The organism is Pseudarthrobacter sp. CC4 (assembly GCF_048957775.1).
Taxonomy (GTDB): Bacteria; Actinomycetota; Actinomycetes; order Actinomycetales; family Micrococcaceae; genus Arthrobacter.
On sequence record NZ_JARCCZ010000002.1, the window covers coordinates 266,445 to 281,587 of the forward strand.

General features: G+C 66.9%; 13 protein-coding genes and 1 pseudogene. 6 read left to right on the forward strand and 8 right to left on the reverse strand.

Annotated features, from left to right (window positions below):
- The first annotated feature begins 110 nt into the window (after positions 1-110).
- Positions 111-1,627, forward strand: a pseudogene (locus PV768_RS02425) (sodium:solute symporter).
- Positions 1,628-1,736: 109 nt separating this feature from the next.
- On the opposite strand, the gene PV768_RS02430 reads toward PV768_RS02425, so the two are convergent.
- Positions 1,737-1,964: a hypothetical protein gene (locus tag PV768_RS02430; protein WP_421092186.1), complete on the reverse strand. Its 228-nt coding sequence runs from the start codon at positions 1,962-1,964 to the stop codon at positions 1,737-1,739.
- A 256-nt stretch (positions 1,965-2,220) separates the two neighbouring features.
- On the opposite strand from PV768_RS02430, the gene PV768_RS02435 reads away from it, so the two are divergent.
- Together PV768_RS02435 and PV768_RS02440 are read left to right on the forward strand one after the other, a co-directional pair.
- The gene (locus tag PV768_RS02435) at positions 2,221-3,393 is read left to right on the forward strand and encodes a VIT1/CCC1 transporter family protein (protein ID WP_421092187.1); all 1,173 of its coding nucleotides are present in this window, start codon (positions 2,221-2,223) and stop codon (positions 3,391-3,393) included.
- 42 nt (positions 3,394-3,435) lie between these two features.
- Positions 3,436-4,365 carry a matrixin family metalloprotease gene (locus PV768_RS02440; protein WP_421092188.1) on the forward strand — a complete coding sequence of 310 codons (930 nt, stop codon included), beginning with the start codon at positions 3,436-3,438 and terminating at the stop codon, positions 4,363-4,365.
- 28 nt (positions 4,366-4,393) lie between these two features.
- Here the strand turns inward: PV768_RS02440 and PV768_RS02445 are convergent, their stop codons facing one another.
- Both PV768_RS02445 and PV768_RS02450 read right to left on the reverse strand, forming a co-directional pair.
- Positions 4,394-5,551, reverse strand: a complete 1,158-nt coding sequence (locus PV768_RS02445) for an LOG family protein (RefSeq protein ID WP_421092189.1) — start codon at positions 5,549-5,551, stop codon at positions 4,394-4,396.
- A gap of 87 nt (positions 5,552-5,638) precedes the next feature.
- Positions 5,639-7,054: a sugar porter family MFS transporter gene (locus PV768_RS02450; RefSeq protein ID WP_421092190.1), complete on the reverse strand. Its 1,416-nt coding sequence runs from the start codon at positions 7,052-7,054 to the stop codon at positions 5,639-5,641.
- A gap of 294 nt (positions 7,055-7,348) precedes the next feature.
- On the opposite strand from PV768_RS02450, the gene PV768_RS02455 reads away from it, so the two are divergent.
- The 3 genes from PV768_RS02455 to PV768_RS02465 are packed head-to-tail and all read left to right on the forward strand — an operon-like array spanning position 7,349 to position 10,061.
- Positions 7,349-8,089: a GntR family transcriptional regulator gene (locus tag PV768_RS02455; protein ID WP_321215437.1), complete on the forward strand. Its 741-nt coding sequence runs from the start codon at positions 7,349-7,351 to the stop codon at positions 8,087-8,089.
- A gap of 17 nt (positions 8,090-8,106) precedes the next feature.
- Positions 8,107-9,000: a 5-deoxy-glucuronate isomerase gene (gene iolB / locus PV768_RS02460; protein ID WP_421092191.1), complete on the forward strand. Its 894-nt coding sequence runs from the start codon at positions 8,107-8,109 to the stop codon at positions 8,998-9,000.
- 41 nt (positions 9,001-9,041) lie between these two features.
- Entirely contained in the window at positions 9,042-10,061 is a 1,020-nt protein-coding gene (locus PV768_RS02465) for a LacI family DNA-binding transcriptional regulator (RefSeq protein WP_421092192.1), read from the forward strand.
- Positions 10,062-10,092: 31 nt separating this feature from the next.
- Here the strand turns inward: PV768_RS02465 and PV768_RS02470 are convergent, their stop codons facing one another.
- Genes PV768_RS02470 through PV768_RS02490 form a run of 5 tightly spaced genes read right to left on the reverse strand, consistent with a single transcriptional unit; the run spans position 10,093 to position 15,074 of the window.
- The gene (locus tag PV768_RS02470) at positions 10,093-11,133 is read right to left on the reverse strand and encodes a Gfo/Idh/MocA family oxidoreductase (protein ID WP_421092193.1); all 1,041 of its coding nucleotides are present in this window, start codon (positions 11,131-11,133) and stop codon (positions 10,093-10,095) included.
- Positions 11,130-11,915, reverse strand: coding sequence for a TIM barrel protein (locus PV768_RS02475; protein ID WP_321215434.1), 786 nt, complete (start codon positions 11,913-11,915; stop codon positions 11,130-11,132). Before PV768_RS02475 ends, PV768_RS02470 begins: the two co-directional genes overlap by 4 nt.
- Entirely contained in the window at positions 11,915-13,006 is a 1,092-nt protein-coding gene (locus PV768_RS02480; protein ID WP_323056455.1) for a Gfo/Idh/MocA family oxidoreductase, read from the reverse strand. Before PV768_RS02480 ends, PV768_RS02475 begins: the two co-directional genes overlap by 1 nt.
- 44 nt (positions 13,007-13,050) lie before the next feature.
- Positions 13,051-14,079, reverse strand: a complete 1,029-nt coding sequence (locus PV768_RS02485; RefSeq protein ID WP_421092194.1) for a Gfo/Idh/MocA family protein — start codon at positions 14,077-14,079, stop codon at positions 13,051-13,053.
- Positions 14,079-15,074 carry a Gfo/Idh/MocA family oxidoreductase gene (locus PV768_RS02490; RefSeq protein ID WP_421092195.1) on the reverse strand — a complete coding sequence of 332 codons (996 nt, stop codon included), beginning with the start codon at positions 15,072-15,074 and terminating at the stop codon, positions 14,079-14,081. The genes PV768_RS02485 and PV768_RS02490 overlap by 1 nt, the downstream gene beginning before the upstream one ends.
- Positions 15,075-15,143: the final 69 nt, after the last annotated feature.

Sequence of the window (15,143 nt, forward strand, 5' to 3'; positions counted from 1 at the left end):
TGTTGCCTATAGGGCAATAGCCCGGAACCTCCCCCCATCTCCGCAGCAGCTGCCCGGCTCCCCGGTGCCCGGACTGCAGCCCCGCTGCCAACACGCTCCAAGGAGCCAACATGGACCTACGTGTCATCAACATCGCCATCGTGGTGGTGTACCTTCTCGCGATGCTGGCCTTCGGCTGGTGGGGCAAGTCCCGCACCAGGAACAACAGCGACTTCCTGGTTGCCGGCCGCCGCCTCGGCCCCTTCCTCTATACAGGCACCATGGCCGCCGTCGTCCTGGGCGGGGCCTCAACGGTGGGCGGTTAGGCCTCGGCTACAAGTTCGGCATCTCCGGCATGTGGCTGGTAGTGGCTATCGGCGCCGGCGTCCTGCTGCTGAGCCTGCTCTTCGCCGGGACCATCCAGAAGTTGAAGATCTACACTGTCTCCCAGATGCTCACCCTGCGCTACGGCAGCAGGGCCACCGAAGCCTCGGGCATCGTGATGCTCGCTTACACGCTGATGCTGTGCGCCACATCCACCGGCGCCTATGCCACCATTTTCGTGGTGCTCTTCGACTGGGACCGGGCTATGGCCATCGCCGTCGGCGGCGCCATCGTGCTGGTCTATTCCACAATCGGCGGCATGTGGTCCATCACCCTGGCGGACCAGGTGCAGTTCATCATCAAGACCGTAGGCATCTTCTTCCTGATGTTGCCGTTCACCCTGAATGCTGCGGGCGGCTTTGAAGGCATCCGCAGCCGTGTGGATGAAAGCTTCTTCCAGATCGACGGCATCGGCGTCCAGACCATCATCACTTACTTCGTCGTCTACACTCTGGGCCTGCTGATCGGCCAGGACATCTGGCAGCGGGTCTTCACGGCGAAGACCCCCACGGTGGCCCGGTGGGGCGGCGCCACTGCAGGCATCTACTGCATCCTCTATGGTGTTGCCGGGGCCCTGATCGGCATGGCCGCCAGCGTGGCCCTCTCCGACATTGAGATCGCCGCAAAGGACGATGTCTATGCCGAGGTGGCACAGACCCTGCTGCCGGTAGGCATCGGCGGACTTGTCCTGGCGGCAGCCGTGGCCGCAATGATGTCAACGGCTTCCGGCGCCCTCATTGCCGCCGCAACCGTGGCCCGCGCAGATGTCCTGCCTTTCGTCGCCAGCTGGTTCGGCAAGACCATCAACACCGAAGACACGGACAACCCGGAGCACGACGTCAAAGCGAACCGCACGTGGGTCCTCGCCCTTGGCATCGTGGCCATCGTCATCGCCATCATCACCAAGGACGTGGTGGCAGCCCTGACCATCGCCTACGACATCCTGGTGGGCGGCCTCCTCGTGGCAATCCTGGGCGGCCTGGTCTGGAAGCGCGGCACTGGCCTGGCCGCCGCGGCCTCCATGGCAGTAGGGTCCGTGGTGACCCTGGGCACCATGATCATCCTTGAAGTCAACGCCAAGGCGCCGCTTGACGGCATCTACGCCAACGAGCCCATCTACTACGGCCTCCTGGCCTCAGCGGTGGTCTACATTGCGGTGTCCCTGCTGACCCAGCCCACGGACCCCCAGGTCATGCGCAACTGGCAGCGCCGGGTGGCCGGGCAGGACAGCGAAGAGGCGCCGGTTCCCACCGCCGTCCGCTAGGTCCCGCGGGCCGGCGGCCAGGCCCGCTCCGGGGCGCCGGCACCAGGCAAACGACGACGGCGGCACCTCCTGTCGCGTTCCAGCGAAGGAGGTGCCGCCGTCGTCAGTCCTACTCGGCTTCGCGGACCTCGTCGGGGTCCTCCAGGGGGACCACCCGGTCCTCTGCGTCGATCACGACAGGAGGCACCTGGACCACAGGTTCCTCCTCGTCCAGGAGATCGTCCTCGGTGTCCCAGCCGTCCTCATCTACCGGTGCATCCTCGGCGTAGTCGTAGGCGGGATCCGCCTCCACGGCATCAAGGTGCGGCATGTCCGGGTGCTGTCCGGTGGTGCCCATGATTGAACCTCCGTTTGTTCGCCTGACGTGCTCTTTCAGTGAGGGCGCGGGCCGCGCCACACTTTCATCACAGCACCGCCCGGCATACGGGTCAATAGCGCATGAAACCGGCTGGCGGGACCCGCGGAAGCGGCGCCGAATTTAAGGCGGACCGAAATGTCCGAGGGAGGATTACCTGCCAAAAATCCGCGGATTTTCGCAGTAAGCTGGCACTGCAATGGGGCCGAGCCATGCCCCATCCAGCCCAGGAGTGTCCGTGTCTCCGCACGCCCAGAACAACCGAAACGCCGCGCCCCGGCCGTCGTCCCTCCCGGCCGCACCGGAAGGATCCGGGCCGAACCGGCAGTCCCGGCCGTCGCCGTCGGACATTAAACGATGGCGGCAATACCTCGCGGACGAGCGCGCCGAGGCCGCAGTTTACCGGGACCTGGCGCAGAGCCGCCAGGGTGAAGAACGTGAAATCCTCCTGGCCCTGGCCGAGGCCGAAGGCCGCCATGAAGCACACTGGCTGGGCCTGCTCGGGGACCGCGCGGGCAAGCCCCGGCGTGCATCCCTCCGCAGCCGGCTGCTGGGCTTCCTGGCCCGGCACTTCGGCTCTGTGTTCGTGCTGGCGCTGGCCCAGCGCGCCGAAGGCCGCTCCCCCTACGCCAAGGACCCCAACGCCACGGATGCCATGGCGGCCGATGAGCAGATCCACGAGGAAGTGGTCCGCGGACTGGCAACACGGGGGCGCAACCGCCTGGCCGGAACTTTCCGGGCAGCGGTGTTCGGCGCCAATGACGGCCTGGTCAGCAACCTGTCCCTGGTGATGGGCATGGCCGCTTCCGGCGTGGCCAGCAGCGTGGTGCTGCTGAGCGGCATTGCCGGCCTCCTGGCCGGCGCCATGTCCATGGGCGCCGGTGAGTTCATTTCCGTCCGTTCCCAGCGTGAACTGCTGGCGGCAACCCGGCCCACGCAGGTCACGCTGGTAGCCGCTCCCAAACTGGACCTCGAGCACAACGAACTGCTCCTGGTGTACCTGGCCAGGGGCATGACCCAGGAAGCCGCGGAACACCGGGTGGCCGAGCGCACCGGCCTGCTGCCCTGTGACTGCGATCCCAGCTTGTCGCTGCAGCCGGAACTGCCCGACGTCGATGACCAGCATGAGGCGGTGGGCACCGCGTGGGGCGCGGCCCTGTCCAGCTTCTGCTTCTTCGCGTCCGGCGCCATCGTACCCATCCTGCCGTTTGTGGCCGGACTGACAGGTGTGCCGGCGCTGGTGGTTGCGGGCGTCCTGGTGGGCGTGGCCCTGCTGGTCACCGGCGCCACCGTTGGGCTGCTGTCCGGCACATCACCCCTGACGCGCGGGCTGCGCCAGCTTGCCATTGGGCTGGGCGCCGCGGCAGTCACCTACCTGTTGGGGCTGGTCTTCGGCACCGTGGTGGGTTAGCGGTGGCATGCTAATGGGCGCAGCCTAGTGGAGGACCGCCGCGTGGGATCCCGCCATGCGCGGGCCAGGGTCCGCCGAGGCGCACGCGGGATAGCCAGGCTCCTGGTCATCGCCGCACTGTCCGCAGCGGCAGTTTTTGGTGTGGCCCTGGCAGTCAGCGATCCGCGCTTCAAGGAACTGCTGGATGTCCGCATCGGCCCGGGAACCGGCCAACCAGGCGGACAGTCCGGGGAGTCCAGCGGCCAGCAGGACACCCACCCCACGGGACATGCCGGCCAGGCACCCGCGGCTGAGGGCCGGACGAAGACGCCGCCTCCGGGATTCGAGGAGTCGGACGCCCCGCTGGCCGCCGCCAGCCCGCCGCGGCCGGGCAGCGATTCCTACCGCTTCCTCGCAGTCAACGGGGACGGCAGCCCCGTGGGGTATTCCCCCTGCAGGCCGCTGCACTATGTGGTCAATGACGAGCTGGCACCGGCCGGCGCGCAGCAGCTCATCATGGAGGCCATTACCACCATCTCGGCCGCCACCGGCATCCAGTTCATCTATGACGGAACCACCCGGGAACAGCCATCCCCGCAACGGCCGCCCTACCAGCCGGAGGCCTACGGCGAGCGCTGGGCACCGCTGCTCATCGCCTGGACAACCCCGGACGCGGCCCCGCAGCTGAAGGGCAAGGTGATCGGCACCGGAGGCAGCACCCACTTCAGTTACGACGACGGCCCCAAGGCCTTTGTGACCGGCGGCCTGGACCTGGACTCACCGCAGATCGCCAATGAGCTCCTTAACCCGGACGGCCACCTCTATGCCAGGGCCGTGATCCTCCACGAGCTCAGCCATGTCATGGGACTTGACCATGTGGAGGACCCCACGCAACTGATGTACCCGGAAATCGGCACCCCCGAGGGGTTGTCCGCCGGAGACCTCAACGGGCTCTTTGAGCTGGGCAAGGCCCAGTGCCGCAAGGACCTCTGACCAGCCCGACCCGGATGCCGGCCGGGCCTCAGGCGGGCTGCCCGGGCCCCAGCTGGCTTCGCAGCACCTCCACCGCATCCTGCACCGAGTCCACCAGGAAGATGTGGTCTTCCATCACCCGGCCGGCAGCCAGGCTGCGGAGCATGGGCCATGCGGGGTACTGGTGCTCCCAGTGGTGCCTGCCCACCAGCACCATGGGCGTGACCTTTTCCCGCGCGCCGTAGTAGTTCTCGCAGGCGTCCTGGAAGATTTCCTGCACCGTGCCCGCGGCCCCGGGAAGGAAGACGATGCCTCCCTTGCACAGCTCCAGCAGGATGGCTTCCCTGATGGCGTTGGCAAAGTATTTGGCGATGTGCGTGGCGAAATAATTGGGCGGCTCGTGCCCGTAGAACCACGTGGGGATGCCGAGCGACGGCGTTCCGCCGGGAAAGCGTTCGACGACGGCGGCGGCGGCACGAGCCCACGCGGACACCGAGGGACGGAACCCCGGGACGGAGGCGAGCGTGTCCAGCGCCGCCTGCACCTCGGCGTCGGACGCCTCGCTGAGGTACGCTCCCATGTTCGCCGCCTCCATGGCCCCCGGCCCTCCGCCTGTGGCAACGACGCGACCGTCCCGTGCCAGCAGCCGGCCCAGCAGGGTGGCCTGGGCAAAACCGGTGCTGCCACGCTGCGCGGCGTGTCCGCCCATCACCCCCACCATGGCGCGGTCCTGCCAGGGCCCCGTCCTGGCCAGCTCGTCCAGGGCGTCGCCGATGGCATGGTCATGAAGCGCCGAAGCAAGGGTGGCGTCCAGCCGGTGCCGGTGGCCATCATGGATGCTCCATTGATAGATCCGGGCATCCGGCAGCTGCTCATACGGGGAGTGCGGCAGCCCGGAGTAAAGCTCCTGGGGCGTATAGAGGGTGGCCCGGTAGGGGTTGAACGGTACCGCCTCAAGCCGTGGAAAGATCAGCGCACCCCGTTGCCGGAGCAGGTCCTCCGTGCCGTCATCGAACGTGCAGCCGAGGAAGATGGCACCCTCCACGTGCATGCCTTCCAGCGCTGCGGTCCTCCCCCGAAGGTCCAGGGACTGTGCATGCCAGCCGTGCATGTCCAGGGCCCCTGCGCTGACCAGTCGGTCGAAGCTTTCCAGGTCCTGGACTTCGAGGTTGTGCGGGTGGGGGCCCAGGTTTCCGGAGAGGTTCACGGTCTAAACCTAAAGCAATACGGGGTCAGATTCCGCCTCTCCGGAGCACCGGAATGGGCTGAATCTGACCCCGCGCTGGTGAAGGTGCTAGGCGGGAACCCGGACGGGTTCGCCGTGGCGGAAGTGCGCTTCGAGATCCTCGAGGGAATGGCCCTTTGTCTCCGGGACGAACTTGCTGACGAACATCAGGGATGCGAGGTTCACCAGGACGAACAGGCCGAAGGTTCCGGTGGAACCAAGCGCCTCGACCACGATCGGGAACAGGAAGGAGATGGCGGCGTTGACCGTCCACAGCGCGAACACCGCGATTCCCATGGCGAAGCCGCGGATGGCCAGCGGGAACATTTCCGAGAGGAGCAGCCACACGCAGGTGCCGATGAAGCACTGCACAAACGCTACGAACAGCATCATGGCGGCGAGGATGGTGTAGCTGGCGAGGTCCGACTGGGGCAGGAGGAAAACCACAGCGAGCAGGGCCTGGGAGCCCACCACCCCGGAGAAGCCGACGATCAGCATTTTCCGCCGGCCAATAAAACCGAGCAGCCAGATTCCAAGGATGGTCATCAGCACCGAGGTTACGCCGACGCCGATGGTGGCCACCAGGGATGCGCTGACGCCGAGCCCGCTCTTTTCGAGGATGGTGGGGGCGTAGTAGTTCACGGTGTTGATGCCCGTGGCCTGCTGCACCACGGCGAGGCCAATGCCGATCCAGAGAAGGCGGCGCATCCAGGGGTTGTCCCGCAGGTCCCGCCAGGCGTGGCCGCGTTCGTCCTTGGCCGTCTTTGCAGCCTCGGCAATTTCCTGGAACTCGCTGGCGGCCTCTTCAGGGCTTCGGCTGAGGTTGAGGACGCGGCGGCTGTCCTCGAGGCGGCCGCGGATGGCGTACCAGCGGGGCGACTCGGGCAGCATCAGCATTCCGGCGAGCAGCGCTAGGGCGGGAAGGGACGCGATGCCCAGCATGGTGCGCCAGACTTCGGTGTCGTGGATCAGGGCATCGAGCAGGGCGTTGATGGCGAACGCCAGCATCTGTCCGGTGACGATCATGAGTTCGTTGATGGTGACCATGCGGCCGCGCAGGTGGGCCGGTGCCATTTCGGCCAGGTACAGCGGGCAGGTGACGGCCGCCGCGCCGACCCCCAGGCCCAGCAGGATGCGCGCCGCGATCATGAACGGCACGTTGGGGGCGATGGCACAGCCAATGGCGCCGAACAGGAACAGCAGGGCGCAGACCACCAGGGAACCCCTGCGGCCAAGCTTGTCCGCCATGCGGCCGCCGGTGAGCGCACCCACCGCGGCGCCGGGGAACAGCAGGGCGCTGACCACCGTGGCTTCCTCGACGGCGGTCATGTTCAGGGAGTCGTTCATGTACAGCAGGGCGCCGGAGATGACGCCGGTGTCGTAGCCGAAGAGCAGGCCGCCCAGGGTGGAGATGACAGTGAGCCGGGCGAGATAGCCGCGGCGCCGGTCGCCGGGCGCGGTCAGCGATTGTTTCTGCAACAGCATTGTTGCCTCTCAGATTCTCTCGGGGAACTGCGGTAGCGGTCAGGGATGTGATGCGTCCCACCTACGTTAGAGCGCTCTAACAATTCATGTCAACACAAAGTCCTAATGTCAGTACATGATGCTTTCTAACGCGCTTCCGCTACTGCATGGCCAATCCCTTGACCCTCGGACAGCGCCTGCTAGGATCGGAGGAGGAAAAAGTATGTCCTATCAAGCGAACATATAGTGGCAAAGCGGCCCTCCATGCCCCGCCCGGGCGAAGGCGCCCCGCAACAGGAACGTAAGGGAAGTACCGTGGCGAACAACCTGGGTCTCAGCATCGACCGCTCCTCCCCCGTCCCGCTCTACCACCAGGTGGTGCAGGGCATAGAAGCGGCCATCTTCAGCGGGGTCCTGGAACCCGGCAGCCGGCTCGACAACGAGATCGACCTGGCGGCACAGCTGAACCTTTCCCGTCCCACGATGCGCAAGGCCATGGACGAACTTGTCCGGTCCGGCCTGCTGGTGCGCAAACGCGGCGTGGGAACCCAGGTGGTTTCCAGCCAGGTGCGCCGTCCGCTCGAGCTCTCCAGCCTCTACGACGACCTCACCAATAACGGCAAGAAGCCAACCACGGACGTCCTGAGCTTCTCCCATGTGGAGGCGGACGACGCCACCTTGGCCACGCTGCAGCTCCCTGCCGGTTCGAAGGTCTACCACTTCACCAGGCTGCGCAAGGTGGGGGGCAAACCGCTGGCGCTCATGGAGAACTGGGTCCGTGATGACATCACCGACATGGATGAAGCCATGCTGGCCGGGGAAGGCCTGTACGCCATCCTGCGCCGCGGCGGCGTGAACTTCCGCCTCGCCAACCAGCGCATCGGCGCCGTGGTGGCCAACGACTACCAGGCCTCCCTCCTGGACACTGCGCCCGGATCCGCGCTGGTCACCATGGAGCGTACTGCCACGGATGACACCGGCCGGCGCGTGGAAACCGGCCACCACGTGTACCGGGGTGATTCCTACAGCTTTGAAATGACACTCGTACAGCGCTAACGCAAGGAGCCAACTCCATGACCAACTGGGTCTACCCCCTGGGCACCGCCGCCGACGGCAAATGGGACGTCTCGATCGGGACCTCCGATTCCTCCCTTGCCGTGGACGGCTGGGCACACACCGGACTGAAGGTGGGCACCCTCGCCGCCGGGGCCGACGTCGTCCTTCCCGCCGCCGCTGAGGAGCGCATTGTGGTGCCCCTTAGTGGATCCTTTACCGTCACGGTGGACGGCATCGAGTACCAGCTGGAAGGCCGTGCCTCGGTGTTCCACGGCCCCAGCGACGTTCTCTACTCCGGCACGGGGCGGGGGGTCACCATCAGCTCGGCCGACGGCGGCCGGGTGGCAGTTGCCACCGCACCCGCCAAGGACCCGTACCCCACCCGCCTGGTGACTGCCGCCGAGACCCCGGTGGAACTGCGCGGGGCGGGCAACTGCTCCCGCCAGGTCCACAACTTCGGCACGCCCGCCGCCCTGGAAGCGGACCGGTTCATCGTCTGCGAGGTCCTTACTCCCGCCGGAAACTGGTCCTCGTACCCGCCTCACAAGCATGACGAGGAAAAGGACGGCGAGACGCACCTGGAGGAGATCTACTACTTCGAGACGCGGGTCGCCGCCGGCTCGGCTGCCCCGGCCGACGCCGATGCCATCGGCTACCAGCGCGTCTACGCCTCCGATGAGCGCCCCATCGACGTGTCCGCCGAGGTCCGCACCGGCGACGTTGTCCTGGTTCCTTACGGCTGGCACGGTCCGGCGATGGCTGCACCGGGCTACGACCTGTACTACCTGAACGTGATGGCCGGACCGGGACCGGTGCGGGAATGGCTTATCAGCGACGATCCCCACCACGGCTGGGTGCGCCAGACGTGGGACGGGCAGGACATCGACCCCCGGCTGCCGTTCGGAGCGTAGTGCGCAGGGGCGCAGGACTGCCAATGGCATAGTGGAGACTTGTGAAGCAGACTTCCCCCGCCCGCTCCGTGACCATGGAGGACGTGGCACGTGAGGCAGGGGTGAGCCGCGCGCTCGTCTCCCTGGTGATGCGCGATTCCCCCAAAGTCTCGGCCGCCAAGCGGACGGCGGTGCTGGAAAGCGCCGCCGCCCTGGGCTACTCCCCCAACCGGCTTGCCAGCCGCCTCGCGAGCCACCGCACCAACACCCTGGGCGTCCTCTTCCTTGACCTGCACAACTCGGTCTTCGCAGACATTTACGACGGCATTGCCGAGGGCCTCGCCGGCAGCGGCAACCAGGTGATGGTCGCCGTCGGCTCCGCTGATCCCGGCACCGAACTGGAAGCCGTGAGGAACTTCGTGGACCTCCGCGTGGACGGGGTCATCCTGGCCGGCTACACCGGCTTGGCCGGTGAACTGGAGGCCGCCCTGCGCGGGACGGCCGCCGTCGTCATCACCAGGGAATTAAAGGTCGACGGCGTCGATTCAGTCCTGACGGATGACTTCCGCTCCGGAGCGCTCGCCGTGGAGCATCTGCACGGGCTGGGGCACCGGCGGATCGCCCACGTGGATATCTCCGACTGGCTGCCGTACACCGACCGCCGCGAAGGCTACCTGCACGCGATGAAGCAGTTCGGCCTTGAGCCGATGCTGGTGCACAGCGACATGACCGAGCGCGGCGGGCGCAACGTCATGGAACGCTTCCTGGCTTCCGGCGCCGTGCTGCCCACCGCGATCTTTGCCCACAACGACCTCACGGCCATCGGCATCATGGGGGCCCTGGCTACGCACGGGCTGAGGGTCCCGGACGATGTGGCGATCGTGGGCTGCGACAACATCGAACTGGCCGCCTCGCCCCTCATTGGACTGACGTCCATCGACCAGCACGCCGGGGAACTCGGCCGGGTGGCGGCGCAGGTCATGCTCGACCGGCTTGCTGGTTCCGCCGGCCCTGCCGTCACGCGCAAGCTCGAACCGGCCCTGGTGGTCCGGAGCTCCTCAAATCCCGGCGCGGGACCCTAGCCACCCACGGCAAGGTCCCGCACCAGGAGTTTCAGCGCACGCCCGCCGTGGCTTGTTCCACCCTCACCGGGACACCGCTGGCCAGCGATTCCTGGGCGGCGTCCGCCACCCGGGAGGCGGCCACGGCGTCGTCCGGCGTGCAGGGGTTGTCCCGCTGGCCAAGGACAAGCTCAACGAACGCGGCCATTTCGGACCGGTAGGCCTGGTCAAAGCGCTCGGCGAAGGTCCTGTGCGGCTCACCGGACGGGAACCCCACGCCGGGCTCGGCCGACGCCATGGCGGTTTTTTCATCCAGGCCCACCGTCAGCGATCCCATGGAACCCTGGATTTCCAGGCGGACGTCGTGGCCGGCCCCGTTGTAACGCGTCGCTGAGACAGTGCCCACGGTGCCGTCGTCGAACGTCACGAGCGCGAGCGCTGTGTCCACGTCCCCCACAGCGCCGATGGCCGGGTCCCCGTTGTTGGAGCCCTTCGCGTACACCTCAACGATCTCCCGGCCCGTCAGCCAGCGGAGGATGTCAAAATCGTGGACGGAGCAGTCGCGGAACAGGCCGCCTGAGGTGGCCAGGAACTCCACAGGAGGCGGTGCCATGTCACAGGTGACGGCCCGCAGCGAGTGGATCCAGCCCAGTTCACCGGCCTGGTAGGCCCGCCTGGCTTCCAGGTAGCCGGCATCAAGGCGGCGCTGGTGGCCGATCTGGACCACACCGTGCTTGCTGCGGATGTAATCCAGCACGGGCAGGGCATCCGCCACATTCATTGCCACCGGCTTCTCGCAAAATACCGGGATGCCCGCGTCCACGCCCGCCTTGATCAGCCCGGGATGGGTGGCGGTGCCTGTAGCCACCACCAGGCCATTTACGCCGGAGGCAAGGAGGGCTTCGACGGACGGAAGAAACTCGGCGCCCAGGCCGGCTGCCACCGTCCGCGCGTGCTCTTCGGCCACGTCGGTGAGCCGGAGCCTGACGTTGATGCCCTTGGGGTTCAGCACCCCGTTGAGGCCCGCGATGTTGCCGGCGTGCATCACGCCGATCCGGCCCACGCCTACCAGGCCAAGGGTTACATCCTTCATTGTTTTTCCTCTGCATAGACGGTAAAGGCGGTCCGGAAGGCGTCGAGGGCTGCGGCGCTGCCGTCCCTGGCCCACGCCTCCATGCCCACTGTGCCGTGGTAGCCGGCATCGGCGAGGGCCCGGGCAACGGCTGCGTAGTTGATTTCTCCGGTTCCGGGCTCGCAGCGGCCGGGCACATCCGCAACCTGGACTTCACCGATGTGCGGCAGGGCGGATCTCACGAGTTCGATGAGGTTCCCCTCCCCCAGCTGCGCGTGGTACAGGTCCAGCATCAGTTTGGCGTTCGGGTGCCCGGCAGCCTCCACCAGTGCGAGGGTGTCCTTGGCCCGCGCCAGCGGGATGCCGGGGTGGTCAAGGATGGTATTCAGGTTCTCCAGGCAGAACGTCACACCGTGTTTTTCGCCCAGGGCGCCAAGCCGCTGCAGGGTTCTGGCGCCCGTGGCCCACATGCGGCCGGTGGAGCGGTATACCGGGCGGGCGGCGCGGCCTTCCACCAGTTCAGCCGGGTGCACCACCATGCGGCTGACGCCCAGTTCGAGGGCGGTGGGGATCAGCGATTCAGCCGTCCGCACCACCTCATCGGCCGTGTCCGGGTCCACCAGGCTGCCCGATACGTAGCCCGTCATGGAGGAGAAGACCGCCCCGGTAGCCTTCAGCGCCTGGATGTCCTTTCCGCGCGAGTCCCAGAGCTCGACGTCGAATCCCGCCTCGTGGATCCTGCGCACCCGTTCCACAAACGGCAGGTCCAGGAAGACCATCTCGGCGCATACTGCCAGGCGCATCAGACGGCTGCCTTCCCGGCGACGGTAACAGGGGCGCCGCTCTTGACGGACTCGATGCAGGCCAGCGCCATTGCCAGGGCGCGGCGGGCGTCGGCAGCGCCCGGCGTCAGGGTGAAACCGGACGACGGCGATGGCACGCCGCCGTCGCGCCCGGCACGGACCGCCTCGGCGAAGTCCGCCAGTTCGTCCGTGTAGGCCTGGCGGAAGAGTTCGACGTTGAGCCGCGGGGTGTCCGCGGACAGCCCCTCTGCGGTGTAGCGGCGGGCGGCCGTCTCCGTGGCCCGGCCGGCCTGGACCATGCCCTTGGAGCCGAAGACTTCGCCGCGGATGTCGTACCCGTACAGCGCACTGAAGTTCGCCTCGGCCACCGCCAACGCACCGTTGCTGTACCTGATCGTCACCACCGCTGTATCCAGGAACCCCTGGTCACGGAGCGAGGGTTCCACGAGCGCATCGGCCACCGCGTAAACCTCCACGGGTTCGGCCCCTTCGTTGAACCAGTTGAGGGTGTCGAAGTCGTGGATGAGGGTTTCGAGGAAGATGGTCCAGGCCGGGACCCTGGCGGCATGGGGGATGCTTCCGTTCCCCGGATCACGGGTCAGCGAGCGCAGGAGTTGCGGGGTCCCGGCAATGCCCGCGGCGAGGTCCTTCTTTGCTGCCTGGAAATCTTCGGCGTAACGGCGGTTGAATCCGATCTGGAAGTGCACGCCGGCAGCGTCCACGGCTGCCAAGGCGGCGTCGAGTTCCGCCAGCCCCTGGCCGCCCGGCTTCTCGCAGAAAACGTGCTTCCCGGCGGCGGCCGCCTGGGTGATAAGTGCCGAGTGGAACCGTGCCGGGCTGGCGATGATCACGGCGTCAACCTCCGGATCCGCGAAGATGTCGTCGGCGCTGGCCGTGACCTTGGTGGTGCCCAGTTCCAGGGCAAGGCTCCGGGCGGACTCGATGTTGGGGTCGGCAATGGCCGCCAGGACCGCGCCGGGGACGCGGCGCGCAACGCTGTCGGCATGGAATGCGCCCATCCAGCCGGAGCCGATGAGCCCTATCCGTACCGGTACCGGGACTGCCGTGGGGTTCTGGGTGATGTAAGCCAAGGGCTCATCCTTTCGGGTGTGTGAAGAGACGGTTAAGCGGGGGGTCATTCGCCCGGAAAGCTAATGCCGAGCCGGCGCCGGATTTCGTCGGCGGCTTCCATGGTCCGGATGGAGGCCGCGAGCGGACGCTGGGGGCTTTCTGCCTGTCCGGCCGCGATGTAACGGGCCACTGCTGCGGCTTCGAAATGCAGGCCCTCGAAGTGCCCGCCCGCCGGCTCGCTGTAGCGCCGCCGCGTCCCGTCGGGGAAACGCAGCTCGAAACCGCCGGGCATGTTGAATGGTCCGTCCATGGTCAGTGTTGCCTGGGAGCCGACAATGGTGGCAGCCGTGGGGGTGAAATTATGCAGCTGCGTGTTCATGACTGCCTGGCTGCCGCCCGGGAAGTGCATGATCGCCGAAAGCTGCGCGTTAACCCCGGACTCGTGCTGCTGGCCAATGACATGCATCTGCTCCGGGGAGCCCAGGATTTCGGTGATAAGCGCCAAGGGATAGGTCCCGAGGTCCAGCAGCGGACCCCCGGCCAGCGCTGGATCAAAGATGCGGTGGCTGCGGTCGAAGTACTCGCCGTATTCCGCCAGCACAGTGGTCACGGCCCCCAGCGTCCCGGCTTCGAGGATCTGCCAGATGACGTCGAATTTTGGCAGGAAGAAACTCCACATCGCCTCGGCGGCGAAAACGCCGGCGGACCCGGCCCGCGCGGCGATGTCCCGTGCCTGGTCCGCATTGAGCCCTATGGGTTTTTCGATCAGGACGTGTTTGCCTGCTTCGAGCGCGAGCAGGGCTGCGCTGTGGTGGAAATTGTGCGGTGTGGCGACATAAACAATGTCGATATCGGGAGCCGCTGCGAGCTCCTCGTAACTTCCGTACGCGGCCGGCACGCCAAACTTCCCGGCAAACTCTTTGGAGCGGGCCACGGAGCGGGAGCCGACGGCGGCAATCACCTGGCGGGAATGCGCCTGCACTGACTCCGTGAACCGCTCTGCAATCCACCCGGGCCCCATGATTCCCCACCGCAGGGAGGGTGCGTCCTTCGAATCCGGGACGCGTGATGCCGGCATGACGGGAACGGCCATCAGTAGATTACTTTCGTGAAGGCTCCGTCACTGTGCAGCGACCGGATCATGGCCTGGGCAACCTGCGATGCCCGCAGGCCGTCTTCTCCGGTGGCGAGCGGTGCGGGCTCGCCCCTTTCGAGGGCGGAAATCCAGGCCTGGAGCTGCAGCCGGTAGGCGTCGGCGAAACGCGGGCGCCAGTCAGCAGGGATTTCGGCCGTGCGGTGGCCCTCGCGCTGGACCACCAGGGCTGCGGGTTCGGGCAGGGCAGCGGTGCCACCCTCGGAAACAACTTCGCACCTGGTGGTATAGCCGTATTGCGCGTTCAGGAACAGTTCCAGGGTCGCCAGGGTTCCGTCGGCCGTCCGGAGGAGCATCACGGCAGGGTCCTGCAGTTCTCCGGGACTGTGCCGCGAGCTGCGCCCCGCCTGCCATGCAACTTCGGTGATGGGCGAGTCCAGCAGCCAGGGGATGATATCGAACTCGTGGATGGCCGAATTGGTGATGGCCGTTTCCGAGCTGGTGCCGGGGCCCGAGGCTACCGTGCGGCTGGTGCAGTGGACAATCAGGGGTTCGCCGTGGCTCCGAAGCCGCGTGGATTCGCGGAGGGCGGCGTAGCCGGGATCGAAGCGCCTCATAAAGCCCATGGACAGCAGCCTGGCACCGGTCGCCGCGACGATGTCCGCCTCAGCTTCCACCACGTCAAGGCTCTCCAGGAGCGTCGGGGCCAGCGGCTTTTCACAAAGCACGGGCGTCATCGCTTCGAAGCATTCCAGCACCAGTCCGGCGTGGGTGGAGTCGTGCGAAGCGACAACGACGGCGTCCACCTCGCTGGAGTTGATCAGCTCCGAGGGGTCCGTCGTGGTCCGGGCCGACGGCGGCGCAGCAGCAGCTGCGCGTCCGGCGTCGAGGTCTGCCACGAAGGTGACTTCCGCACCGTTGACGGTGGCGGAAAGGTTCCTGATATGGTCTGCGCCCATAATGCCGGCGCCAATGACGCCCACCCGGATCGGCATGCTGTTTCCTGTCTAATGTTCAGTGCGCACACGAATGGCAGAGCGAGGGGGCCCATCGGGCATTTGCCG